Annotated in this window: 26 protein-coding genes; 17 read left to right on the forward strand and 9 right to left on the reverse strand. The window is 33.6% G+C overall.

Features of this window, described 5'->3' with window-relative positions; translation table 11 throughout:
- Positions 1 to 48: 48 nt before the first annotated feature.
- From B0A57_RS10660 to B0A57_RS10670, 3 genes are all read left to right on the forward strand, one after another.
- Complete coding sequence (locus B0A57_RS10660) at positions 49 to 810, forward strand: exodeoxyribonuclease III (RefSeq protein ID WP_011962243.1); 762 nt, start codon at positions 49 to 51, stop codon at positions 808 to 810.
- Positions 811 to 880: 70 nt separating this feature from the next.
- Positions 881 to 1843, forward strand: a complete 963-nt coding sequence (locus B0A57_RS10665) for an OmpA family protein (protein WP_011962242.1) — start codon at positions 881 to 883, stop codon at positions 1841 to 1843.
- A gap of 133 nt (positions 1844 to 1976) precedes the next feature.
- Positions 1977 to 3017 (forward strand): aldo/keto reductase, encoded by a 1041-nt coding sequence (locus B0A57_RS10670; RefSeq protein WP_034097173.1) that lies wholly within the window; start codon positions 1977 to 1979, stop codon positions 3015 to 3017.
- Here B0A57_RS10670 and B0A57_RS10675 read toward each other — a convergent pair whose 3' ends face one another.
- From B0A57_RS10675 to B0A57_RS10690, 4 genes are all read right to left on the reverse strand, one after another.
- On the reverse strand, positions 3018 to 3377 hold the full coding sequence (locus B0A57_RS10675) for a YraN family protein (RefSeq protein WP_016361979.1): 360 nt from the start codon (positions 3375 to 3377) through the stop codon (positions 3018 to 3020).
- A gap of 99 nt (positions 3378 to 3476) precedes the next feature.
- On the reverse strand, positions 3477 to 4433 hold the full coding sequence (locus B0A57_RS10680) for a S66 peptidase family protein (protein WP_034097170.1): 957 nt from the start codon (positions 4431 to 4433) through the stop codon (positions 3477 to 3479).
- A 26-nt stretch (positions 4434 to 4459) separates the two neighbouring features.
- Positions 4460 to 5044, reverse strand: coding sequence for a hypothetical protein (locus B0A57_RS12255; protein WP_165765254.1), 585 nt, complete (start codon positions 5042 to 5044; stop codon positions 4460 to 4462).
- Between the two features lie 440 nt (positions 5045 to 5484).
- A complete protein-coding gene (locus B0A57_RS10690; protein WP_034097166.1) occupies positions 5485 to 5718 on the reverse strand; it encodes a hypothetical protein in 234 nt (77 codons plus the stop codon).
- Between the two features lie 320 nt (positions 5719 to 6038).
- Here B0A57_RS10690 and metG point away from each other — a divergent pair, with 320 nt between their 5' ends.
- The 6 genes from metG (at position 6039) to B0A57_RS10720 (ending at position 11975) form a co-directional block, all read left to right on the forward strand.
- Complete coding sequence (gene metG / locus B0A57_RS10695; protein ID WP_034097163.1) at positions 6039 to 8099, forward strand: methionine--tRNA ligase; 2061 nt, start codon at positions 6039 to 6041, stop codon at positions 8097 to 8099.
- A gap of 54 nt (positions 8100 to 8153) precedes the next feature.
- Entirely contained in the window at positions 8154 to 8843 is a 690-nt protein-coding gene (locus tag B0A57_RS10700; protein ID WP_034097160.1) for an HAD family hydrolase, read from the forward strand.
- A gap of 162 nt (positions 8844 to 9005) precedes the next feature.
- Positions 9006 to 9416, forward strand: a complete 411-nt coding sequence (locus B0A57_RS10705; RefSeq protein ID WP_034097157.1) for a BrxA/BrxB family bacilliredoxin — start codon at positions 9006 to 9008, stop codon at positions 9414 to 9416.
- An 80-nt stretch (positions 9417 to 9496) separates the two neighbouring features.
- A complete protein-coding gene (locus B0A57_RS10710; protein ID WP_034097178.1) occupies positions 9497 to 10231 on the forward strand; it encodes a lysophospholipid acyltransferase family protein in 735 nt (244 codons plus the stop codon).
- Positions 10232 to 10266: 35 nt separating this feature from the next.
- Positions 10267 to 11256, forward strand: a complete 990-nt coding sequence (locus tag B0A57_RS10715) for an acyl-ACP desaturase (RefSeq protein ID WP_011962232.1) — start codon at positions 10267 to 10269, stop codon at positions 11254 to 11256.
- Positions 11257 to 11327: 71 nt separating this feature from the next.
- A complete protein-coding gene (locus B0A57_RS10720) occupies positions 11328 to 11975 on the forward strand; it encodes an HD domain-containing protein (protein WP_034097152.1) in 648 nt (215 codons plus the stop codon).
- 8 nt (positions 11976 to 11983) lie between these two features.
- On the opposite strand, the gene B0A57_RS10725 is transcribed toward B0A57_RS10720, so the two are convergent.
- Genes B0A57_RS10725 through B0A57_RS10745 form a run of 5 tightly spaced genes read right to left on the reverse strand, consistent with a single transcriptional unit; the run spans position 11984 to position 16710 of the window.
- The gene (locus B0A57_RS10725; RefSeq protein WP_011962230.1) at positions 11984 to 12766 is read right to left on the reverse strand and encodes an enoyl-CoA hydratase/isomerase family protein; all 783 of its coding nucleotides are present in this window, start codon (positions 12764 to 12766) and stop codon (positions 11984 to 11986) included.
- A 3-nt stretch (positions 12767 to 12769) separates the two neighbouring features.
- Complete coding sequence (locus B0A57_RS10730; protein WP_074460285.1) at positions 12770 to 14245, reverse strand: sensor histidine kinase; 1476 nt, start codon at positions 14243 to 14245, stop codon at positions 12770 to 12772.
- Positions 14246 to 14788: a CopD family protein gene (locus B0A57_RS10735; RefSeq protein ID WP_034097149.1), complete on the reverse strand. Its 543-nt coding sequence runs from the start codon at positions 14786 to 14788 to the stop codon at positions 14246 to 14248.
- 32 nt (positions 14789 to 14820) lie between these two features.
- Positions 14821 to 15840 carry a ferrochelatase gene (gene hemH / locus B0A57_RS10740; protein WP_011962227.1) on the reverse strand — a complete coding sequence of 340 codons (1020 nt, stop codon included), beginning with the start codon at positions 15838 to 15840 and terminating at the stop codon, positions 14821 to 14823.
- A gap of 3 nt (positions 15841 to 15843) precedes the next feature.
- Positions 15844 to 16710 carry a helix-turn-helix transcriptional regulator gene (locus B0A57_RS10745; protein ID WP_011962226.1) on the reverse strand — a complete coding sequence of 289 codons (867 nt, stop codon included), beginning with the start codon at positions 16708 to 16710 and terminating at the stop codon, positions 15844 to 15846.
- A gap of 228 nt (positions 16711 to 16938) precedes the next feature.
- Here B0A57_RS10745 and hemA point away from each other — a divergent pair, with 228 nt between their 5' ends.
- The 8 genes from hemA (at position 16939) to hemF (ending at position 23973) form a co-directional block, all read left to right on the forward strand.
- Positions 16939 to 18180 (forward strand): glutamyl-tRNA reductase, encoded by a 1242-nt coding sequence (gene hemA / locus B0A57_RS10750; RefSeq protein ID WP_011962225.1) that lies wholly within the window; start codon positions 16939 to 16941, stop codon positions 18178 to 18180.
- 68 nt (positions 18181 to 18248) lie between these two features.
- Positions 18249 to 19175 (forward strand): hydroxymethylbilane synthase, encoded by a 927-nt coding sequence (gene hemC / locus B0A57_RS10755; RefSeq protein ID WP_034097147.1) that lies wholly within the window; start codon positions 18249 to 18251, stop codon positions 19173 to 19175.
- On the forward strand, positions 19175 to 19837 hold the full coding sequence (locus B0A57_RS10760) for a uroporphyrinogen-III synthase (protein ID WP_034097145.1): 663 nt from the start codon (positions 19175 to 19177) through the stop codon (positions 19835 to 19837). Before hemC ends, B0A57_RS10760 begins: the two co-directional genes overlap by 1 nt.
- Positions 19838 to 19916: 79 nt before the next feature.
- Positions 19917 to 20939, forward strand: coding sequence for a uroporphyrinogen decarboxylase (gene hemE, locus B0A57_RS10765; protein ID WP_038465779.1), 1023 nt, complete (start codon positions 19917 to 19919; stop codon positions 20937 to 20939).
- 21 nt (positions 20940 to 20960) lie between these two features.
- On the forward strand, positions 20961 to 21947 hold the full coding sequence (locus B0A57_RS10770) for a hypothetical protein (RefSeq protein ID WP_038465777.1): 987 nt from the start codon (positions 20961 to 20963) through the stop codon (positions 21945 to 21947).
- 9 nt (positions 21948 to 21956) lie between these two features.
- Positions 21957 to 22502 carry a GNAT family N-acetyltransferase gene (locus tag B0A57_RS10775; RefSeq protein WP_038465774.1) on the forward strand — a complete coding sequence of 182 codons (546 nt, stop codon included), beginning with the start codon at positions 21957 to 21959 and terminating at the stop codon, positions 22500 to 22502.
- Between the two features lie 3 nt (positions 22503 to 22505).
- A complete protein-coding gene (locus tag B0A57_RS10780; RefSeq protein WP_011962219.1) occupies positions 22506 to 23069 on the forward strand; it encodes a DUF3575 domain-containing protein in 564 nt (187 codons plus the stop codon).
- Position 23070: 1 nt separating this feature from the next.
- The gene (gene hemF / locus B0A57_RS10785; protein WP_011962218.1) at positions 23071 to 23973 is read left to right on the forward strand and encodes an oxygen-dependent coproporphyrinogen oxidase; all 903 of its coding nucleotides are present in this window, start codon (positions 23071 to 23073) and stop codon (positions 23971 to 23973) included.
- Position 23974 lies beyond the last annotated feature (1 nt).

Raw genomic sequence — 23974 nt, forward strand, 5'->3', positions numbered from 1 at the left:
AAATTGCCTATTTTTTCTATACTTTTGATAAAAAAGACTCCCATTTCAATGAAAATAATTTCCTACAATGTAAACGGAATTCGAGCAGCCATTACCAAAGGATTTATCGATTGGTTACAAGCCGCAAACCCTGATGTTATTTGCCTTCAGGAAATAAAAGCCACCCAAGATCAAATTCCTACCGATGCTATTACAGCAGCAGGGTATCCGTATCAATACTATTTTTCGGCACAAAAAAAAGGATACAGTGGCGTAGCCATTCTTTGCAAAACCGAACCCAAAAATATAGTTTTTGGCACAGAAATAGACCACATGGATTTTGAAGGACGAAATATTAGAGTAGATTTTGATGACCTTTCCATCATGAGTTTGTATTTGCCTTCCGGAACAAATATCGAAAGATTAGACCATAAATTTATGTTTATGGATGATTTTCAGAACTATATAAACAATCTAAAAACTAAAATCCCAAACCTTATTATTTGTGGCGATTATAACATTTGCCATGAAGCGATAGACATTCATAACCCGACACAAAACGCCAAAACATCAGGTTTTTTGCCCGAAGAACGTGCCTGGCTAGATGCTTTTATTAAATCTGGTTTTGTAGATAGTTTTCGCCATTTTAACAAAGAACCCCACCACTACTCTTGGTGGAGTTACAGAGCTGGTGCTCGTGGCAACAACAAAGGCTGGCGCATCGATTACAATTTAGTTAGCGAAACACTCAAAGAAAGAATAAAAAGAGCCATTATTTTACCTGATGCAAAACATTCTGACCATTGTCCCGTTTTAGTAGAAGTAGAATGATAAAAAATTAAGATTTATAAAACCTGTGCGCTACTAAAAAACAAACAATAATTTAAATAAATTTAAAATAATGATAAAAAAAATTTCCCTAGGATTATTAGTACTAAGCCTAACAACCTCATGCGTTTCTAAAAAAATATTTGCCGATTTAGAAACAAAATTTGCCGAACTAAAAAAAGAACGCAATGCTCTTTCTGATGAAAATGAAACTTTAAAAACAACTAAAAACCAGTTTCAATTAGACAATGCAACACTAAAAACAGAACTCGACAAGCTAAAAGCAGAAAGAGATAAACTCGCTGCCGACTATGCTGCATCAAGCAACAACCTAAAAACATTACAAAGTTCCTACAACGCCTTAGAGAAAAATAGCGACGAATCTCTAAAAGCAAACATGGACAAAAATCGTGATTTATTAGCACAACTAGAAGCTAAGGAAAAAGCTCTTGCTGCCGAAAAAGGACGTTTAGCAAAATTAAGCGGAGACTTAAAAGACCGCTCTGACAGGGTAAACGAATTAGAAGCGCTAATTGCAGCCAAAGAAGCGTCGATGAAAAAACTAAAAGAAACTTTATCTAAATCGCTAAAAGCATTTGAAGGAAAAGGACTTACCGTACAACAAAAAGACGGAAAAGTATATGTTTCTATGGAAAACAAATTGCTTTTCGAATCTGGCAGTTGGGCTGTGGGTACCGAAGGTAAAAAAGCAGTGGTTGCCGTAGCTAAAGTTTTGGGCGATAATCCAGACATCTCTATCCTAATAGAAGGCCATACCGATAATGATAAATTTGCAGGAGCAGTTGGTCAAATAGAAAACAACTGGGATTTATCTACAAAAAGAGCAACATCTATTGTAAATATTTTAGGCGAAAACCCTAAAGTAAATAAGCAAAACCTAACCGCAGCTGGTCGTGGAGAATTCTCGCCACTTATGAGCAATGACACACCAGAAGGAAAAGCAAAAAACAGAAGAATCGAAATTATTTTGACTCCAAAATTAGATGAAATCTCTAAAATGTTAAATGACATATAAGCCCTAAAACACAAAGATTCTAGGCTCTAAGATTTTCTTAGAGCCTTTTTTTCCTTTAAAAAAATTTGTATCTCAAAACCTCAGCTCCTTTTCAAAAAAACCTTTATACCTTTGCACCTCACGCCTTAAAAACATGAAATACAACACACTACCAAACACAAATTTAAAAGTTAGTACTATTTGCCTTGGCACCATGACTTTTGGCAATCAAAATACCGAAGTCGAAGCCCATTCGCAATTAGATTTCGCTATCGAAAAAGGAATCAATTTTATAGATACTGCCGAAATGTATCCAATTGGAGGAAACGAACACATTTTTGGAAGTACCGAACGTTTTATTGGTTCTTGGATTCAAAAAATTGGTCAAAGTAAAAGAGAAAATATAGTTTTAGCGACAAAAATTGCTGGCCCTAATCGTGGTATGGCTTACATTCGTCAGCCATTAAATTTTTCTAAAAAAAGCATTCATCAGGCCGTTAATTTAAGTTTAAAAAATTTACAAACAGATTATATCGATTTGTACCAAATGCATTGGCCAGAACGTATCATGAATATGTTTGGACAGCGTGGACTTTCTAAAATAGACGAACAATGGAAAGATTCTATTTTTGATATTTTAACCGTTTTTGATGAATTAATAAAAGAAGGAAAGATAAAACACCTTGGGGTTTCTAACGAAAATCCTTGGGGAGTTATGCGCTTTTTGATGCAAAGTGAGAAACATAATTTACCAAAAATTGCTACAATACAAAACCCATATTCTTTATTAAATCGTTTGTTCGAAGTAGGTTTGTCTGAAATTTGCATGCGAGAAAATATAGGATTATTAGCCTATTCTCCTTTAGGTTTCGGGTTTTTAACAGGCAAACATTTAAATGGCATTCGAACCAATTCTCGTCTTGAATTATTCCCAAATTTTACTAGATATACTAACGAAAACTGCTACAAGGCAACAAAATTATATCAAGATTTAGCACAAGATTTGGGACTAACAGTAACTGAATTAGCACTTGCATTTGTAAATCATCAGCAATTTGTAACTTCAACAATAATAGGCGCAACAAGTATAGACCAATTAGAAGAAAATATTAATGCTTTCGATGTCATGCTAACCGATGCTGTTTTATCAAAAATTAATAAGATTCAGGAATTAATTCCAAATCCTGCGCCTTAATTAGAAATGATAAAAAGCATCTTCAAAATGTTCGATTTTAAACTCTTTTCTTTCTTTGTAAACCGCAATAATATCGAAACGAATTTCTAAATCTAAATCGTTCGAAATCACATATTCATTAACTGCTTTTACTAAAAGCTGAATTTTAGCAGGTTTTACAAAGTCTTGAGGCGAACCAAAATCTATTGACGAACGTGTTTTTACTTCAACAATCACTAAAATATTTTCTTTTTGAGCAATAATATCTATTTCCGCTTTCTGGAAAGTCCAATTGGTTTCTAGAATAGAATAGCCTTTTTTTTGAAGAAATTCGACCGAAAGGTCTTCGCCAAATTTTCCGAGATCATTGTGTTCTGCCATAATTATTATTCCTTTTGTCATTTCGACGAAGGAGAAATCTCATAATGCAAACAATTTGATGAGATTTCTCCTTCGTCGAAATGACAACTTTACCTTAAATTATTCAAAAACCACTGTACTACATTCATTATTTACACTCATAGAAACTTTATTTCCCATAACTAGCGCCCTATTGTCTTGAATATGCCCTGCGGGAAATTCGTAAATAGTAGGAATATTGTATTTTTTAGTTACCTCATCTATGATTTGTAGTGCGTTTTTTCCCCAAGGAATATCGTTATCTTTCATTTTTGTCATGCCGCCCACGATTATTCCTTTAATACTTTCTAGACAACCATTGCGTTGCAGGTTTATCATCATTCTATCTATATGGTACAAATATTCGTCGAGATCTTCCATAAAAAGGATTTTATCATCGCAATTTATTGCCGATTTAGACCCTAACAAACTATATAGAATAGACAAGTTTCCGCCTACTAATTCTCCCGAAGCTTTTCCGGGTTTATTCATAAAATGCGAATCTATTTCATATTCCAAACGCTCTCCAAAAAGGGCAATTCGCAAACTCTCTTTAGCTTCTTGGGTAGCTTTAGAGCTTACAGGCATTATCCCGTGAATAGATTTATAACCCATCGTATTGAGATGGTTGTGCAAAACCGTGACATCGCTAAAACCAATAATCCATTTTGGATTTTCTTTAAATTTTTTAAAATCTAACAAATCTATCATTCGCACGGTTCCGTAACCCCCACGAACACACCAAATGGCTTTTATGTTTTGGTTGTCCATTTGGTTTTGAAAATCGGCTGCACGTTGGGCGTCGGTTCCTGCCAATTGGTTTAAATCGAGTCCTATGGTACTTCCAATTTTTACGTTTAATCCCCAACTGGTGAGTAAATCTTTGGCGAATTTTAAATTATCATCGATGTTTTTACGTGCGGTAGCAACAATAGCAATAGTATCGCCTTTTTTTAAATACGGTGGTGTTATCATTTTGGTTTGGGAATGACTGTTTGAAATGGTGAAAAGTAAAAATAGTAAGAATGCTTTTTTCATTTTGAAATAATATAAGCAAATTTTAATTATCGGTAAAAATAAAAATAGATAATTGCGCAGATAATTAACAAGAAAAATAAAAGCCCAAATCTTATAGAAACAACATCTTCGTGTTTTTTTGAATTAACAAAAGTATCAAACATTGTTGCTATTAATATCCATCCTAGAAATAACCAAAACCTTCCAACTATATCTCCAAAAACAGTAGTGTTTTTTAGAATTATGCTTGACGGATTAAACATTAAAAATAATAATATTGATAAATTTAAAATCGATAAAAATAAAGTAGAATAATTGATAATTTTTTCAGCTCTTGTAATATATGTTAGATTAATATTTACAATTTTTTCAGCTGGAATAATCATAATATGTCCAGGTACATCTTTAATATTATTGGGTGGCAATTCTCTTTTAAATCTTCTAACATCAGTCAAATAAATTGCTTTTAAATCTCCTGTGTTTTTACAAATAGTATGCTGTCTTAAAAAACCTTTATAAAGTTTTGTTCCTTCATTTCCTACATCAATTAATACATCAGCCTCGGTTAACAAAACTTTCTGATTTGGTAGTATTCCTCTAAAGTCTTTAAACTTTAAAGATTCTCCACTCAAATAATAGTGCCAATAATTATTAAATCTTAAAGGTGAAAATTTTTTGTCTAAATCTAAATTTCTTACAACTATCCAACAAAATTGTGCAATTATAAAAGAAATAAAAATTGCAACAATTAGGTAGGCAAATACCCAGCATAACAATTCAAAATTAAAGAACTCTTTGGGTAAAGAATTGGATTTCAATTTAGTGTAGACCGTGTTTATAAAGCTATAATTATTAAGAATTGGTTTTCTGTAAATCAAATTTACAAATGTGAAATAAGAAATTATTTGAATTACCAATCCTGGTACTAAACTAATATACAAAGTATTTATCCAGTTACTTGAACTAAACTGTTTTGAAAACTCTCCGACATAATAGAATCTTCTAAATACAATTCCAGGAAATATAAACAGCAAAAAAAGTATAAAAGAGTTTAATGCTATTTCCATATTGCTTAATCAGTAGTAATAAATGAAAAGTTGTTACCCTCAATTTTTATTTCAACTGAAGAGTTGTTATTCTGATTTAATCTTTCAATTAATTTTTTCTTATTGGAAGAATTTGACAAAATTACATCCACAACCTCTTTATCCACAACGGAGGTATCACGACCAAATGTCTTAACCACTTGTTGCTTAACCAAACCTAGCGATGCATACAATGACATTAAAATTATTTTAATAGACATGATTAGTAATAGTTTATATTTAGTTTAGCAAATATAGTTAAACATGAATGAATTTATATTAAAAAAATAATAAAAATAAATAAGGCTGTAAACAAAATGTATAAAAGTTATTTATTTATTGGCATGCGGATGACACATATTTTTGAATTGAAACGGAATGCCCTAGCCCCGATAGCAGTGAAAATCCTTTTTTGAGGCTTTTCGCCGAAAAAAAGATTGAAACGAATAGCGGGATTAGCTCCTAAAAAACTTATTTTTGCAATCATTTTACAATGGCGAATTATTATTTTTAATTCGTAATTTTTAATTTTTAATTGATTATGATTCAGAATCCTAAAAGATATACGATTACGGCAGCTTTGCCTTATACAAACGGACCTATTCACATTGGGCATTTGGCGGGTGTTTACGTGCCTTCAGACATTTATTCGCGCTATTTACGTTTGCAAGGAAAAGACGTGGCGTTTATGTGCGGAAGCGACGAACACGGTGTTGCCATCTCGATGAAAGCCAAAAAAGAAGGCATTACACCTCAGGAAGTGATTGATAAATATGACGGAATTATCCGCAAATCGTTTGTCGATTTCGGAATTTCTTTCGATAATTATTCGAGAACTTCGGCTAAAATTCACCATGATACCGCTTCGGAATTTTTTAAGAAATTGTATGACAAAGGCGATTTTATAGAAGAAGTGACGGAGCAATTGTATGATGCCAAAGCCGATCAGTTTCTTGCCGATCGTTTTGTGGTGGGAACTTGCCCTAAATGTGGCAACGAAGAAGCGTATGGCGACCAATGCGAAAAATGTGGTTCGACCTTAAATGCTACAGATTTAATTAATCCGAAATCGACTATTACTGGCGAAACACCCATTATGAAATCGACAAAACACTGGTTTTTGCCTTTAGACAGATATTCGGATTTTCTAACGAAATGGATTCTTGAAGGGCACAAAAGTGATTGGAAACCCAATGTGTACGGTCAAGTAAAATCTTGGATCGATGGCGGATTAGAACCTCGTGCCGTAACTCGCGATTTAGACTGGGGAATCGACGTTCCTGTGGCTGGTGCCGAAGGAAAAAAATTATATGTTTGGTTTGATGCGCCTATTGGTTATATTTCTGCCACCAAAGAATGGGCAGCTAGAGAAGGAAAAAACTGGGAAGATTACTGGAAAAAAGACGATACAAAGTTGGTGCATTTTATAGGAAAAGACAATATTGTTTTTCACTGTATTATTTTTCCTGCCATGCTAAAAGCGGAAGGAAGTTATATTTTGCCAGACAATGTTCCTGCTAATGAGTTCCTGAATTTAGAAGGAAATAAATTATCAACGTCTAAAAACTGGGCGGTTTGGTTGCACGAATACCTAGAAGATTTCCCAAACCAGCAAGATGTTTTGCGTTATGCGCTTACCGCCAATGCTCCAGAAAGTAAAGACAACGATTTTACTTGGAAAGATTTTCAGGCGAGAAATAATAACGAATTGGCTGCCATTTTTGGGAACTTCATCAATCGTGTAGTGGTTTTAACCAATAAATATTACGAAGGCGTTGTGCCAACTCCTAACAAATTTTCGGAAGTAGATGAAACCACTTTAACCGAATTGAAAGCCTATCCTGCTGTAATTTCTAGTTCGATAGAAAGATACCGTTTTCGTGAAGCTTTGGGCGAATTAATGAATGTAGCCCGATTAGGAAACAAATATCTAGCAGACGAAGAACCTTGGAAAATGGTAAAAACCGATCCAGAACGTGTAAAAACGCAAATGTATGTGGCGTTGCAAATTGCTACGGCGTTGCGTGTTTTGTGTGAACCTTTCCTGCCGTTTACGGCTGAGAAATTAAACAAAATGCTGAAAATTGATGCTAAATTAAGTTGGAATGATGTAACAACAAATTCTGATTTGATTCTTGCTGGACACAAAATTGGCGAAGGCGAAATATTATTTGCACAAATAGAAGACGAACAAATACAAAAACAAATAGACAAATTGGAAGCTACAAAAACGGCTAATATTGCCGAAAACAAAAAAGCAGAACCACAAAAAGAACTCATTCAATACGATGATTTTGCTAAAATGGATTTGCGTGTAGGAACCATTATCGAAGCCGAAAAAATGCCAAAAGCCAACAAATTGTTAGTTTTAAAAGTAGATACTGGAATCGATGTTCGCACAATTGTTTCAGGAATTGCCGAAAGCTTTTCGCCAGAAGAAATCATAGGAAAACAAGTCACGGTTTTAGTAAATCTAGCGCCAAGAGCTTTGCGTGGTGTAGAAAGTCAAGGTATGATTTTGATGACCAATTTGCCAGACGGGAAACTAGCTTTTGTAAATCCTGATGTTGCTGGAGTTGGGAATGGAGAAGGAATAAATTAAGACTTAAAACCCTCTCAGGCTTCCAAACCATGAGAGGGTTAAAATAAATAAATCATGAACCTAAAAGTAATCGCTTTCGATGCCGACGATACCTTATTCGTTAATGAACCGTATTTTCAGGAAACGGAACACAAATTTTGTGCTTTGATGGCAGATTATTTGTCGCACCAAGGATTATCTCAAGAATTGTTTAAAACCCAAATCGAGAATTTAGATTTATATGGTTACGGCATAAAAGGATATATTCTTTCGATGCTTGAATCGGCAATGAAAATTTCTAACAATACTATTTCGATAGAAATTATCGAGAAAATTATCGAATACGGCAAAGAATTAATACAAAAACCTATCGAATTACTTGAGGGTGTTGAAGAAACCTTACAAGCTTTAAGCGGAAAATATAAACTTATCGTAGCTACAAAAGGCGACTTAAAAGACCAACAAAGCAAATTGCATCGTTCGGGTTTGGGACATTATTTTCACCATATCGAAGTCATGGCCGACAAGCAGGAAGTTAATTATCAGAAATTACTAACCCGTTTAGAAATAAATGCTGAGGAGTTTTTTATGATAGGAAATTCCTTAAAAAGCGATGTTTTACCCGTATTAGGAATTGGTGGTTATGCGGTTCATGTTCCTTTTTATACCACTTGGGAACACGAAAAAATAAGTCACAAAGTAGAACATCCAAATTTTAGAACATTAGACAAAATTACTGATGTTTTGCCAATTTTATTGAAGTAAATTGATACCGATTAGCAAATTTTTAAAAATTAGCGAATTAGTAGTAAAAAATAGATCATTATAAAACTTTGAAGGCGATAGTTAAAAAACTATTAACTTCTCTATTACTTCCTTACAAACTTTGTAACTTTGCAAATCAATAACATTTTTAATACAAAAATTATGTATCCAGAAGAAATGGTAAAACCAATGCGTACTGAACTATCAGAGGCAGGTTTTCAAGATTTATATAATGCCCAAGCAGTAGACATGGCTTTGGCCAAAGAAGGAACTACACTTGTGGTAATAAATTCAGTATGTGGTTGTGCGGCAAGAAATGCGCGCCCAGGAGTAAAAATGAGTTTAGACGGAGCAAAAAAACCAAATCAGTTAATTGCCGTTTTTGCAGGTGTCGATAAAGATGCCGTAGAAGCAGCCCGTAAGCACATGTTTCCATTTCCTCCATCATCACCTTGCATGGCTTTATTTAAAGACGGAGAATTGGTTCACATGCTAGAACGCCATCATATAGAAGGCCGCCCAGCAGAACTAATTGCCGAAAATTTAAAAGATGCTTACGCAGAATTTTGCTAATTAAAACCAATAAATTTAACCACGTTTCGACGTGGTTTTTTTTATTTAAAAAAATATCTTTGCTAAAAATTTCTAATAAAATGGAAAAATTAATATCTTATCCTATTTCCCTTATTGCATATACCCTTTTCTTAGTATGCCTATTGGTTTTTCATCCTATTCAATGGGTATGCTTTAATATTTTTGGTTATCAAACACACAAGAAAAGTGTCGATTATTTAAATTTTTGCCTCCTAAAAGTAGGTCATATCCTTGGCTCAACTTACACCATCAAAAACAGAGAAATCATTCCAAAAGGAGTGCCTATCATATTTGTTTCTAACCACCAAAGCCTATATGATATTATAGGCATAATTTGGTTTCTAAGAGCATTTCATCCTAAATTTGTGAGTAAAAAAGAATTAGGCAGCGGAGTTCCTAGCGTTTCCTATAATTTACGCCATGGCGGATCGGTACTTATAGATAGAAAAGACCCAAAACAAGCCATTTCGACTATTGCGCAATTGTCAAAATACATTGAAGCAAACAAACGATCAGCAGTAATTTTCCCAGAAGGAACCAGAAGCAAAACAGGAGAACCTAAAAAATTTGCCGAAAGTGGCCTCAAAATATTGTGTAAATATGCGCCCTCTGCACATGTTGTACCAATTAGTATTAATAATTCATGGAAAATGGTTAAATTTGGAGCATTTCCTATGGGTTTAGGAAGTAGTTTAGAATTTATTATTCACAAACCAATGGCTGTAAAGGATTATTCGTTTGAAGAAATAATGACTATGACAGAGAATGCAATAATCCAATCTATAAAAGTATAACTAGATTTACAAAAAATCTACAATCTAAATTAAGCATGTCTACAAAAAACATACGCCTAGAAGTAATGCAATTTCTAGAAAATAAAATTGACGGATTTGTTGACCAATATTTAATTCCAATAGAAAAAATATGGCAACCAACTGATTTTTTACCTAATTCCGAAAGCGAAACTTTCTTTGAAGAAGTAAAAGAATTACGTGAAATAGCAAAAGAATTGCCTTATGATTTTTGGGTAACCCTCGTAGGCGACACCATTACTGAAGAAGCACTACCAACCTACGAATCATGGCTTATGGACGTAGATGGCGTAGGACAAGCAGAACAAAACGGCTGGTCTAAATGGGTACGACAATGGACTGGAGAAGAAAACCGCCACGGAGATTTACTAAACAAATACTTGTATTTATCAGGTCGTGTAAATATGCGTGAGATAGAGATAACAACACAACATCTTATAGCTGATGGTTTTGATATAGGAACGGGTCGTGACCCTTACAAAAATTTTGTTTACACTAGTTTTCAGGAATTAGCAACCTACATTTCGCACAATAGAGTTTCGCAAATTGCAAAACAATATGGCGACAATAAATTAGCCAAAATATGTAAAATGATTGCTGGCGACGAAATGCGTCATCATCATGCTTATTCAGAATTTGTAAATCAAATTTTTAAAGTAGATCCAAGTGAAATGCTTTTGGCTTTCAATTATATGATGAAACAAAAAATTGTAATGCCTGCGCAATTTCTTCGTGAATCTGGAGAAAAAATAAGCTCGGCATTCGTAAATTTTTCTGATTCTGCACAACGAATAGGTGTATATACAGCTTCCGACTATGTAGATATTATGCAAAAACTCATAGAAAAATGGGAAATAGAAAAACTTTCAAATCTTACTGACGAAGCCGAAAAAGCACGTGATTATTTGATGAAATTACCTGCCCGAATGGCGAAAATTTCTGAAAGATTGATTATTCCTGCTGAATCTCAACTTTTTAAATGGGTAGAGCCAGCTTTGATAAGATAAAAAACTTTAAGATCATAGAAAACAGACTAAATCCTTTCCCTAAAGAAAGGATTTTTTGTAAAACAGAAATTATGAAAAACCTCATCAACAAAACAATTCTATTCGTAAAACAGAAGCTAGAAAATGCCGAAGGCGGGCACGATTGGTTTCATATAGAGCGTGTTTACAAAAATGCAATTCTAATTGCTTCAGCGGAAAAATGCAATGAAATGGTTGTAAAATTGGGCGCATTATTACACGATATTGCCGACAGTAAGTTTTATAATGGCGATGAAACCGTTGGTCCAAAAATGGCTAGAGAATTCCTAGAAGCAGAAAACGTTTCGGAAGAAATAATTAGTCATGTCATTAAGATTATCGAAAACATTTCTTTTAAAGGCGGAAATTTTAATAAAAATTTCGCATCAAAAGAATTAGAAATCGTACAAGATGCAGATAGGTTAGATGCTATTGGTGCCATAGGAATTGCTAGAACTTTCAATTATGGAGGCTTCAAAAATCGCCAGTTATACAATCCTGAAATTGTGCCAAATCTTAGTATGAATAAAGAAGAATATAAAAATTCTGAATCCCCAACATTAAATCATTTTTACGAAAAATTACTTTTATTGAAAGATAAAATGAATACAGAAACTGGTAAAAAAATTGCCCAAGAACGGCACCATTATATGGAAACTTTTCTTGAGCAATTTCATTTTGAATGGAATGGGGAACGCTAAATTTTAGCTTATTTTCCAACAAAAACAGCTCTTCTTTTTTCTAAAAAAGCAGTGGTTCCTTCTTTAAAATCATCGGTAGCAAAACATTCGCCAAAAGCTTTAATTTCTGCATCAAAACCATTGGTGCCATCTTTATAATTGGCATTTATAGCTTCAATTGCTTTAGAAATAGCGGCTGGCGAATTTCTCATGATTTTATCGGCAATTGTCATATAAGTTGACATTAAATCAGTTTGCGAAACAACATGATTTACTAATCCGTATGCTTTTGCTGTTATGGCATCAATCATGCCTGCCGTCATAATCATTTCCATGGCGCGTCCTTTACCAATTAGTTGTGGCAAACGTTGTGTTCCTCCGTAACCAGGAATAACGCCTAGTGAAGTTTCTGGCAATCCCATTTTTGCATTCTCGGAAGCAATACGAAAATGACATGCCATGGCGAGTTCTAGTCCGCCACCTAATGCAAAACCATTAATTGCTGCAATAACTGGTGTTTTCATGTTTTCGATAAAATCGAATAAGATTTCTTGTCCTTTGGCGGCTAACATGGCGCCTTCGTGGTCTGAAAAATGAGCAAATTCTGAAATATCAGCACCTGCTACAAATGCTTTTTCGCCACTTCCTGTTATAATAATAACTTTAACAGCTTCGTTTGCATCGATCATTTTTAAAGTTTCGTGCAGCTCTTGGATAGTAGCTTTATTGAGCGCGTTTAATTTCTCTGGACGGTTTATAAAAATGGTTGCAATTCCTTTTTCGTGTTCTAAAATAATATTTTCTAATGCCATGATTTATTGATTTGTTATGGGTAATGAAACGGTAAATGTTGTTCCTTTATTTATTTCTGAGTCAAAAGTAATCGTTCCGTTATAATTTTCGATGATATTTTTTATAATTCCCAAACCCAGTCCCATTCCGCTAGATTTTGTGGTAAATTTTGGTTCGAAAATCCTATCAAAATCTGCTATTGCAATTCCTTTGCCGTTGTCTTTTACAGTAATTACGGCGTTGTTAGCTTCTTTATTTACTGAAACCCAAATTTTCTTAAATACTTGTTCTTCGGGAATGGCTTGTAAGGCGTTTTTAACCAAATTGGTAATAATTCGTATGAGTTGTGTTCTGTCTATTGTGGTGATAATTTCCTCTAAATTAGAATAAAATTCTATAAAACCTTCATTAAAAATATCTAAGGTTAATTTTACTACATCTACTACATTTATAGTTTCATTTTGTTGTGCTGGCATAGATGCGAAGTTAGAAAAGGCAGATGCTACGGCACTCATCGTGTCTATTTGCTGTATTAAGGTTTTGGAGTAATCATTTAGTTTTTGGGTAACATTGGGGTCTGTGGGGTCAAATTTTCGTTGGTAACTCTGCACTGTCAGTCGCATAGGTGTTAGCGGGTTTTTAATCTCATGTGCTACTTGTTTTGCCATTTCTCGCCAAGCACCTTCACGTTCGCTTTGGGCTATTTTATTGGCGCTTTCTTCTAGTTCGTCGATCATATTATTGTAGGAATGAACCAGATTATCTATTTCGTAACTATTGCTAATTAGTTCAATTTTTTTGTTTTTTTCGGTTAGACTGGTTTTAGTTAGGCTGTTCGAAATTGTTTCTAACGATTTGGTAATATATCGAGATAAATATAAAGCTATCCAAATAGAAATAACGAACATTGCAAGGTACACAAACCCGAAAATTTTTAGGAATTCTTCTATTTGTTTTTGATAAAATGTGTTGTCTTCTTTATAGGGTAATCGTATGATTCCGATAGGATTTTTCTCTACATAATCCATCAAATAGCTATATGAAAACTGGAAGTTGTTTTCTTTGTTTTCGATCGAGTTTATGTATCTGTTGTTTGCAGATTCCTTAACTTTTTCTATAACAATATTTGGAATATTTGGTGCAATTTGACCTTTAATTATTGGTGCGTTCGAGGTAATGAGTAGCCTTCCAGTTAGGTCATACATATCTATTTCGATATCATGAATGTTAGAAATTTCGAAAATTTTCCCTTTAAATATTGACGGAATATTGAATGTCGTTAACGGATGTGGCGTGGTTGCCAGGACATACTGAAGGTGTTGTTTTATCTGATTTTCTTTGCTTATTAGTAATTCCTGATTGTATTCTTTGCTTTCGTATTGGAAATGAATTAACGAAACACCTGCAATTAAAATAGAAGATATGATGGTGATAAGAATCATCGATAAAAAGATTCTTACACGCAATGACCAACTTTTAATTTTAAAAATAGAATTCATTTATTTGTTTTTTTCACGTATTCGTTTGTAAAACTTAAACCCCAGCATGATTAATACCGAAAACAAAAAGATGCCAATAACACCGTAAATCCAGTTGAAAGCATTTTTTAAAATTATTAAAAAAACAATAGCAAATAGTATTATCGTTGCGCCTTCGTTCCACAAACGCATAACATTTGAAGAATACTTGAATTTGCCGTTTTGCAATTGATTATATATTTGATGGCATTTTAGATGGTATAAATATAACAGACAGACAAAGACTAATTTTATTTGAAAATAATCTGCTTGTAGTATTGCTGGATTTAGGTAAAGCAACCAAAAAGCGAAAATACTTGCTACAATTGCACTAGGCCAAGTAATAATATACCACAAACGGTAAGTCATTATTTTAAATTGGGCAAGCAAAATTTCGCGATCGGGCGAGGGTTTTTCATTTGCTTCAATTTGATATACAAAGAAGCGAACTATATTAAACAAACCTACAAACCAAGTGATTACAAAAATTAAATGTAGCGATTTTATGTAATTGTAGTATTCCATGAGAGCATTTATTATCTGTCAGTTATTTTCTTTTAGCCTTTTTTCTGAAAATCTTTAATCCAATTTGCAATCACTTCGCACCATTGGTCTTCATCATTCATACAAGGAATTGCTAAAAATTCTTCTCCTCCGTTTTCTTTAAACTGATGATTGGCTTCCATAGCAATTTCTTCTAATGTTTCTAAACAATCCGATACGAAAGCTGGTGTTACTACGGCTAATTTTTTAATTCCTTTCTTGGGCATTTTGTTTACTTCAACATCTGTATAAGGCGTTAGCCATTTGTCACCTGCCAATCGGGATTGAAAAGTCTGACTATATTTTCCTTCGGGAATTCCTAGTAATTTTACCACTTGCTTTGTGGTTTCGTAACACTGATGGCGATAACAAAATTCGTGTGCAGGCGAGGGTGTGTTGCAACAAGAACCGTCTATTTTGCAGTGCGATTTTGTAACATCGGTCTTGCGAATATGTCTTTCTGGAATTCCGTGATAAGAAAACAACAAATGATCGTAATTGTAACTTGCTAAATGTTTTTGTATCGAATTAGCTAAGGCTTTACTATAATCTGGTTTGTTGTAAAAAGCGGGAACAATTGTAAAGCTCATGTCTGGAAAATGCTTCGCTCGCAACTCTTCTGCCAAAACTAAAATTGTAGTGGTCGATGCCATGGCATGTTGTGGGTACAAGGGAAAAAGCATCACTTCATTTACCCCTTTGTCGCTTAGTTCTTGCAACCCTTTTAGGATTGTCATGGTTCCGTAGCGCATGGCTAACGAAACAGGAATATCTGTTAAGGCTTGCACTTTTTTGTGCATTTTTTTCGAAATCACAATAAGGGGCGAGCCTTCTGGTGTCCAGATTTTTGCGTATGCTTCGGCCGATTTTTCTGGTCTTTTTCTTAAAATAATACCACGAACTAATAAGGCTCTTAATAAATACGGGACATCGATTACGTATTTGTCCATCAAAAATTCATCTAAATAAGGCTTAACATCTTTTGCTGTTGGGCTTTCTGGCGATCCTAGATTTACTAATAAAACTCCTTTCATCTTTTATAAACTTTTTTCTAATAAATATTTCTTTGGTGTTGTAGCGAATTTCTTTTTAAAAGCGGCTATAAAATGGCTTCCGGTACTATAGCCAATTTTTAAACCCACTTCGTTTACATTATAAGATCCTGAATCTAATAATTTTCGGGCTTGCTCCATCTTGTAATCAAACAAAAAACCATAAACTGTATCGCCGTATATTTGCTTGAAACCCATTTTTAGTTTCTTTAAATTTAAACCTATTTCATCAGCTAACTCTTGTAAACCTGGGGGTTCTGCCATGTTAGCAATAATAATTTCTTTGGCTTTTTTTATTTTTAAAACATTTTCTTCATCTATCAAAAATGGGCATTGCTCTGCATTTGGGTCTTCGGAACGGTTAAAAAACAAACTCAACAATTCGTAGCCTTTTCCTTTATAGTATAAATTTTTTATTGATGGGTTCAAGTTGTAATAAAACATTTGATTTAAAACAATGGCCATTGATGGAGAAATGTTTTCTTCGCCATAATATTTTTTGTCTCTATTTTCATCACTCAAAAACGGAATATGCTCTGTATCTGTAGAAAACAAGCGGTGAAATTTTTTGATAGAAACCAATATAGAAATTAACCATGATTTTGGCTCGATTTCTAAATGCAAAGGCAATTCTTTTTGCGGATTATAAAACAGCAAAGATTTTTCTTCCTTCAGATCTAAAGTGTAATTTCCTTGATTGAAGATAAATTTTGCGTTGCCTTTTAATCCGAAATGAAATTGTATTAATCCATTGTTTACCTGTCGCTCGAAAGAAACCGTTTTATCCGAATCATTCTGAAAACGAATCAGGATAAAATCATCATCAATTTTTATTTCTTCGGCTGAACTCATAGCGATGTTTTTTTTGTCAAATTTGAATAAAATCGAATTCTTTATTTAGAATTATTCTAAATAAATATTTCCGTAAGGCTTGATTTTAATGCAAAAATAAAAGAAATAACGATAGAAATCTATTTTTTAATAAAAAAATCTCTTAGCGACACAAATAGAACTTCTAGCGTTACTTTTATAAATAGGATAACTATACTTTTGCTTAACTTTTTGAATAAAGTGACAACTATGGAGAACAATACAATTCCGAAGCACAACACTTTTTATGCCATTGGCCTAAATTATAAAAAAGCTGATGCAGAGATTCGTGGAAAATTTAGTATCGATGCGCAATCGAAATCTAACTTATTGCAACAAGCAAAAACCGAAGGGATAGAAAGCTTAATCGTAACTTCGACCTGTAACAGAACCGAGATTTATGGTTTTGCCCAGCATCCGTTTCAACTCATCAAATTACTTTGTGAGAACTCGAAAGGTACTGTTGAAGATTTTCAAAAAGTAGCCTATGTATATAAAAATCAGGAGGCCATTTCTCATTTATTTAAAGTGGGTACTGGTTTAGACAGTCAGATTCTTGGTGATTTCGAGATTATTAGCCAAATAAAAATTGCATTTACAGAAAGTAAAGCCTTAGATCTTGCCAATTCTTTTATGGAAAGATTGGTAAATTCTGTCATTCAAGCTAGTAAAAGAATAAAAACTGATACTGATATTTCGTCTGGAGCAACCTCTGTTTCATTTGCATCAGTACAATACATTATGAAAAATGTAGCAAATATTGGAGAGAAAAATATTCTGCTCTTTGGCACAGGAAAAATAGGAAGAAATACTTGCGAAAATTTAGTAAAACATTCTAAAAATGAGCATATCACTTTAATAAATAGAACCAAAGACAAAGCCGAAAAACTTGCTGGAAAACTCAATCTGATTGTAAAAGATTATGCCGATTTGCATATCGAATTACAAAAAGCTGATGTTTTAGTTGTAGCAACTGGAGCCCAAAACCCAACGATAGACAAAGCTATTTTAAATCTAAAAAAACCATTACTCATACTAGATTTATCGATTCCGAAGAATGTAAATAGTGATGTAAATGAATTAGAAAACGTAACCTTAGTTCACCTAGATGATTTGTCGCAAATTACCGATGAAACTCTCGAAAAAAGAAAACTACACATTCCTGCCGCTGAAGCCATTATCGAAGAAATAAAAAACGAATTTAGCAGCTGGATGAACGGACGCAAATATGCCCCAACAATTCATGCGCTCAAAGCAAAATTGAATACCATAAAAGAAAAAGAGCTAATCTTTCAGAGAAAAAAACTATCCAATTTCGATGAAGAACAAGCAGAACTTATTAGCAACCGTATTATTCAAAAAATAACCAATCACTTCGCCAATCATCTCAAAGATGAAGAAACAATGGTCGATGAAAGCATCGATTATATCAATAAAATATTTCAATTATAACACTAAAAAAAACCACAATTCGCAACTATTAAAACGAGCGAATTAGTGGCTAAAAACTTCACTAAATAGTGGCTAAAAAAACAATAAAAATAGGAACTCGTGATAGTGAACTAGCGCTTTGGCAAGCACATCATGTCGAGAAAATGCTAAACGATTTAGGACATAAAACAAAAATTATAGCCGTAAAATCGCAAGGAGATATTATACTAGACAAACCACTTTACGAACTCGGAATAACTGGAATTTTTACAAAAACACTCGATATAGCTATGGTAAATGGCGATATCGATATTGCTGTACATTCTATGAAAGACGTTCCAACCGCCTTACCACAAGGAATTGTGCAAGCAGCCGTTTTAGAAAGAGCCAACGAAAAAGATATTTTAGTATATAACAACAATCTCGATTTCTTAAATACCCAAGCAACAATAGCCACAGGAAGTTTGCGAAGACAAGCCCAATGGTTGCACAAATACCCAAATCATCAAGTGGTCGATTTGCGTGGAAACGTAAATACCCGAATGCAAAAATTGCAAGACAACAACTGGAATGGTGCCGTTTTTGCTGCAGCAGGTTTAGAAAGAATAAATATAAAACCAGAAAACTATATCAACTTAGACTGGATGATTCCCGCCCCTGCACAAGGCGCAATGATGGTCGTTGCCATGGGAAACGACACTTATTGTTTAGATGCTTTAGCAGAACTTAACCACATTGAAACCGAAATAACAACCTATATCGAACGCCAATTTTTAAGAACGCTAGAAGGCGGTTGTACTGCACCAATTGGAGCTTATGCAAGATTTAACGAAAAAGACGAAACAATTCATTTTCAAGGGGTTTTATTTTCATTAGACGGAAGTCAGAAAATAGAAATCAAGAAAATAGTCGAAATACAAGAATGGAAACAATTAGGCTATCATGCTGGGCAAGAAATTTTTGAAAATGGTGGTGTACAACTAATGAAAACCATCAAAGAAAAACTAAAAAAATAATGAGTCAAATTAACATACTTTCTACAAAAAAACTCTCAACCATTCAAAAAGAAGCTTTAGTAAACGCTAATTTTAATGTAATTGAAGCCGATTTTATTAAAACAGAACACCAAGATTTTGATTTAAAAAACATCAAAGACAATTTAATATTTACCAGTCAAAATGCCGTATATAGTATTTTGCAACACCCAAAATGTGACGAATTAAAAACGAAAAATGTTTTTTGTGTTGGATTAAAAACAAAAATATTATTATCAGAAAACGGTTTTAATGTAGATGTTTACACAGGTTACGCTTCCGATCTGGCCGAAATCATAACCTTAATTCATGGTAGTGATAGCTTTACTTTTTTCAGCGGAAACTTACGCAGGGAAATATTACCCCAAACTCTAAAAGAAGCAAATGTAAATTTTAATGAAATTAAAGTGTACGAAACAACACTCACGCCTCAAAAAATAAAAAATTCAGTAGAAGCCATTTTGTTTTTTAGTCCATCGGGAGTAGAAAGTTATTTAAAAGACAATACCCTCAAAAAAGAAGTATGCTTTTGTATTGGCGAAACCACTGCCGAAGCCTTACAAAAAATTACAAAAAACATCATCATTGCCGAAAATCCAACTATCGAAGATGTAATTGAAGAATGTATAAACGAATATAAATAAAATAAATTTGCGCCTTTACATCTTGACGATAAGTAATTTGGCAAGGGTTTATGTAATTCGCAATTAAAAAAAGAAAAAAATGATTAAAAACGACCTATTTCTAAAAGCATTAAAAGGAGAAACCGTACAACGTCCACCAGTTTGGATGATGCGTCAAGCGGGAAGATATTTGCCAGAATTTATTGCATTGCGAGACAAATATGATTTTTTTACCCGTTGTCAAACCCCAGAATTAGCAGCCGAAATCACCGTACAGCCTATTCGCAGAATTGCGCCCGATGCTGCCATATTATTCTCAGATATTTTGGTTGTACCACAAGCCATGGGAATTGAGGTATTAATGAAAGAAAATGTGGGGCCCTTTTTGCCAAATCCTATTCGTACGATTCAAGACGTAGAAAGAGTTATTGTTCCAGATGTTCACCAAACATTAGGTTATGTTTTTGATGCCATCAAACTAACCAAACAAATGCTAAACGATGAAGTGCCATTAATTGGATTTGCGGGATCCCCATGGACAATTATGTGCTATGCCGTAGAAGGGCAAGGATCTAAAAGCTTTGACAAAGCCAAAGGATTTTGCTTCTCTCATCCAGAAGCAGCACATGTTTTATTACAAAAAATTACCGATACCACCATTGCATATTTAACAGAAAAAGTAAAAGCAGGTTGTAATGCCATTCAGATTTTTGACTCTTGGGGAGGAATGTTATCTCCTGTTGATTATCAGGAATTTTCATGGAAATACATTAACCAAGTTATCGAAGCATTGGCAGACATTACACCTGTTATTGTTTTCGGAAAAGGCTGCTGGTTTGCACTTGGCGAAATGGGAAAAAGTAAAGCATCGGCACTTGGTGTAGACTGGACTTGTTCGCCACGCCACGCAAGATATTTATCTGGTGGAAACATTACTTTACAAGGAAATTTTGACCCAAGTCGTTTGCTTTCGCCAATTCCTGTGATTAAGAAAATGGTACACGAAATGATTGACGAATTCGGGAAAGACAAATATATTGTAAATTTAGGTCACGGAATTTTACCCAATATCCCTGTAGATCATGCCAAAGCGTTTGTAGATGCAGTGAAGGAGTATAACTAAACTTTAATATAAATAAAAATAATGAAAAAACTTGCCCTATTATTAGCAACATTAATCGTGCTTTCTTGTTCTAAAAATGAACCTGAAGATCTATTTAAAAACTATTTAACAGTAGACTATGATGTCGATTTTTACGCTGCTAATAGGAACAATCAAATCGAATTTAATGATTTAACAATTACTTCAACAAATGATGTTTATCTACTACTAGACGATAGAACAAATTCTAAGGCATTGTTATCAAAAGTAAGTTCAAATGGAGCAAAAAGTGAGGTTTTAAATAATTTGAGAGGTTTTTTAGGAAACGGCATCAATATTACGTCGACTTTAAACGATAAATTATTTTTTAATTCTGATGGAGCGGATAATAGAAATAAAATATTCTCGTATGATAATATTCAACTGAATAGTTATGTGATGATTGATAATGGACCAAATTATATTAATAAGGCCCAAAATACTGCAATGTCAAGATATTCTAATAATTCTATAGTAGTTTTTGATAATAATAATAAAACTTTAAAATTTTATTTACCAGAGAATAATTTAGAATCAACTATTGCGGGTTCTGGAAATGCTTCGGTTGTTGATGGTAATGGATTAAGTGCTAGTTTTAAATCAATTTCTAAAATCGTGTGTAGAGATAATAAAATCTATGTTATAGATGATTATACAAATTTACGAAAAATTGAGTTTATAAATAATGCTTATAAAGTTACAACTTTAGTTTCAAACTATAATTCGACTATTGAGGATATTGCAATAGATTCAAATAATGATATTTATGCTTCTGTTAATGGACAGGGGATATTGAAACTAAATAACACAACAAATACCTTTGAAAGTTTTAAAACAGGCAGTGTAAATACTATAACACCAGACAAAACCAAAACTGGATTTATAAGCTGGAGTAATGGTGTTACGGGTATGTATATAAATGAAAATGATTTGTATATATTAAATGGAGTAAGATTAATAAAAATATCAAATTTCAAATCAAAAATCTAGTTAGATTTAATGGAATATAAATTTAACGTCTTTAATGAGATTTATATATTAGACAAGCTAAAACCAACGGATGCAAATGAGTTGTATCAGTTTATTATAAACAATAATGAAAGATTGCAACGCTATTTCCCCGTAACACTTTCAAGTAATTCGACGCTCGAAAAGTCTATAAAATACATTATAATTAAAAATAAAGAAATCAAAGAAAAAACTAATTTTACCTTTGCTATCCGAGAGAAAAACAATCAAGAAATTGCAGGTTTAATCATCATCAAAAAAATAGATTGGAATATAAAACAAGGAGAATTTGCATATTGCATTGGTTCGAAGTTCGAAGGAAAAAGATTAACTACATTTGCAGTAAAAAAAATGTTGGAATTTGCTTTTGATGAATTAAAACTAAAAACACTTCAAATTATATCCCATAAAACAAATTTAGGAAGTATAAAAGTAGCCAAAAACAATGGTTTTATTTGGCAAAAAACACTACTAAACGAATTTTACCCAACTATTGGAGCGCCACTAGACATGGAATTATACGAATTAAAAAAATAAAAAATGACAAAATTATCCAAAAAAACACTTTACTATCTTTCTTTTATGGTGTTTTGCTACGCAAATACTTGGTCACAAACCAATATAAAAGCCAACATTACAACTCTTGTTGGAATACCCCAGATTGCAATAGAAACTAAAGTAGGCAACAAGCTTACTTTTCAATTAGATGTTATGTGTTCGCTGTGGAAATCAATTAATAATGGCCCGCAAGAATTTATAATAGTAACACCAGAATTGAGGTATCATTTTTCTACATTAGAAAAAGGATTTTATATTGGTGCTCACATTGCAGGATCAAAATATAAAATGCAAAAATGGAACTACATAAATACCGACCTTTACCAAACTGGATATAGCCTCCTATACGGAGCAACTGTTGGCTTTAAAGTTCCCATTGACAATCATTTTGCTTTAGACCTTTTTGTAGGCGGTGGCAACCAGCAAGGTTATTATAAAGGTTATAATATAAGCACTGGCGAGCGATACGAAAATGCTACAAAATATAATAAAAGTGGCGAATGGCTTCCATATCGTGGGGGCGTTATGATTGTTTATAAAATTTAATATGAAAAACAAATTCTACACGTACATACAAAACCTTCAAGACCAAATTTGTAAAGGATTAGAAATCGCAGAGGGCACCACTAATTTCCGTGAGGATATTTGGGAACGCCCAGAGGGTGGTGGCGGACGAACACGTGTAATAGAAAATGGCAGCGTAATAGAAAAAGGCGGTGTAAACATTTCGGCAGTACACGGAAAATTACCACAAAGCATGCAGCAACTATTTAATGTTGGCGAAGCAGATTTTTTTGCTTGCGGATTAAGCCTTGTCATTCATCCCAAAAACCCAATGGCACCAACTGTACATGCCAATTGGCGTTATTTCGAGATGTATGACAATAACGCAAACGTAATCAATTCTTGGTTTGGTGGCGGACAAGATCTTACACCATATTATTTATTTGAAGAAGACGCAATTCATTTTCATCAAACTTGCAAGACAGCTTGCAACAAACACAGTCTAGATTTTTATCCAAAATTTAAAAAACAATGCGACGATTATTTCTGGAATGCACACCGAAATGAAGCACGTGGTATTGGCGGATTATTTTTCGATTATTGCAAAAAAACAGATGACATGTCTATGACCGATTGGTACAATTTCGTAACCGAAGTGGGCAACTCTTTCCTAGAAGCTTATGTTCCAATTTTAGAACAAAGAAAAAATTTACCCTATAGCCCTGAACAAAGAACATGGCAAGAAATTCGTCGTGGTCGCTACGTCGAATTTAATTTGGTTCATGACAAAGGCACCTTATTTGGATTAAAAACTAACGGCAGAATAGAAAGTATTTTGATGAGTTTGCCCCCACATGTACAATGGCATTACGACCACCATCCAGAAAAAGGAAGCGAAGAAGAAAAGCTAATAAGCCTATTAAAAAAACCAAAAAATTGGGTCTAAT

This window comes from Flavobacterium psychrophilum DSM 3660 = ATCC 49418 (genome assembly GCF_002217405.1).
Classification (GTDB): domain Bacteria; phylum Bacteroidota; class Bacteroidia; order Flavobacteriales; family Flavobacteriaceae; genus Flavobacterium; species Flavobacterium psychrophilum.

Bases quoted from the DNA above. Each gene is read 5' to 3' on its own strand.
- B0A57_RS10690 (WP_034097166.1), bottom strand. From the start codon at position 5,718: ATGTCTATTAAAATAATTTTAATGTCATTGTATGCATCGCTAGGTTTG.
- B0A57_RS10780 (WP_011962219.1), top strand. From the start codon at position 22,506: ATGACAAAATTATCCAAAAAAACACTTTACTATCTTTCTTTTATGGTG.
- B0A57_RS10675 (WP_016361979.1), bottom strand. From the start codon at position 3,377: ATGGCAGAACACAATGATCTCGGAAAATTTGGCGAAGACCTTTCGGTC.
- B0A57_RS10725 (WP_011962230.1), bottom strand. From the start codon at position 12,766: ATGGCATTAGAAAATATTATTTTAGAACACGAAAAAGGAATTGCAACC.
- B0A57_RS10670 (WP_034097173.1), top strand. From the start codon at position 1,977: ATGAAATACAACACACTACCAAACACAAATTTAAAAGTTAGTACTATT.
- B0A57_RS10700 (WP_034097160.1), top strand. From the start codon at position 8,154: ATGAACCTAAAAGTAATCGCTTTCGATGCCGACGATACCTTATTCGTT.
- B0A57_RS10735 (WP_034097149.1), bottom strand. From the start codon at position 14,788: ATGGAATACTACAATTACATAAAATCGCTACATTTAATTTTTGTAATC.
- hemF (WP_011962218.1), top strand. From the start codon at position 23,071: ATGAAAAACAAATTCTACACGTACATACAAAACCTTCAAGACCAAATT.
- B0A57_RS10775 (WP_038465774.1), top strand. From the start codon at position 21,957: ATGGAATATAAATTTAACGTCTTTAATGAGATTTATATATTAGACAAG.
- hemH (WP_011962227.1), bottom strand. From the start codon at position 15,840: ATGAAAGGAGTTTTATTAGTAAATCTAGGATCGCCAGAAAGCCCAACA.
- B0A57_RS10680 (WP_034097170.1), bottom strand. From the start codon at position 4,433: ATGAAAAAAGCATTCTTACTATTTTTACTTTTCACCATTTCAAACAGT.
- metG (WP_034097163.1), top strand. From the start codon at position 6,039: ATGATTCAGAATCCTAAAAGATATACGATTACGGCAGCTTTGCCTTAT.
- B0A57_RS10730 (WP_074460285.1), bottom strand. From the start codon at position 14,245: ATGAATTCTATTTTTAAAATTAAAAGTTGGTCATTGCGTGTAAGAATC.
- B0A57_RS10745 (WP_011962226.1), bottom strand. From the start codon at position 16,710: ATGAGTTCAGCCGAAGAAATAAAAATTGATGATGATTTTATCCTGATT.
- B0A57_RS10770 (WP_038465777.1), top strand. From the start codon at position 20,961: ATGAAAAAACTTGCCCTATTATTAGCAACATTAATCGTGCTTTCTTGT.
- B0A57_RS10715 (WP_011962232.1), top strand. From the start codon at position 10,267: ATGTCTACAAAAAACATACGCCTAGAAGTAATGCAATTTCTAGAAAAT.
- hemA (WP_011962225.1), top strand. From the start codon at position 16,939: ATGGAGAACAATACAATTCCGAAGCACAACACTTTTTATGCCATTGGC.
- B0A57_RS10760 (WP_034097145.1), top strand. From the start codon at position 19,175: ATGAGTCAAATTAACATACTTTCTACAAAAAAACTCTCAACCATTCAA.
- B0A57_RS10720 (WP_034097152.1), top strand. From the start codon at position 11,328: ATGAAAAACCTCATCAACAAAACAATTCTATTCGTAAAACAGAAGCTA.
- B0A57_RS10705 (WP_034097157.1), top strand. From the start codon at position 9,006: ATGTATCCAGAAGAAATGGTAAAACCAATGCGTACTGAACTATCAGAG.
- B0A57_RS10665 (WP_011962242.1), top strand. From the start codon at position 881: ATGATAAAAAAAATTTCCCTAGGATTATTAGTACTAAGCCTAACAACC.
- B0A57_RS10710 (WP_034097178.1), top strand. From the start codon at position 9,497: ATGGAAAAATTAATATCTTATCCTATTTCCCTTATTGCATATACCCTT.
- hemE (WP_038465779.1), top strand. From the start codon at position 19,917: ATGATTAAAAACGACCTATTTCTAAAAGCATTAAAAGGAGAAACCGTA.
- B0A57_RS10660 (WP_011962243.1), top strand. From the start codon at position 49: ATGAAAATAATTTCCTACAATGTAAACGGAATTCGAGCAGCCATTACC.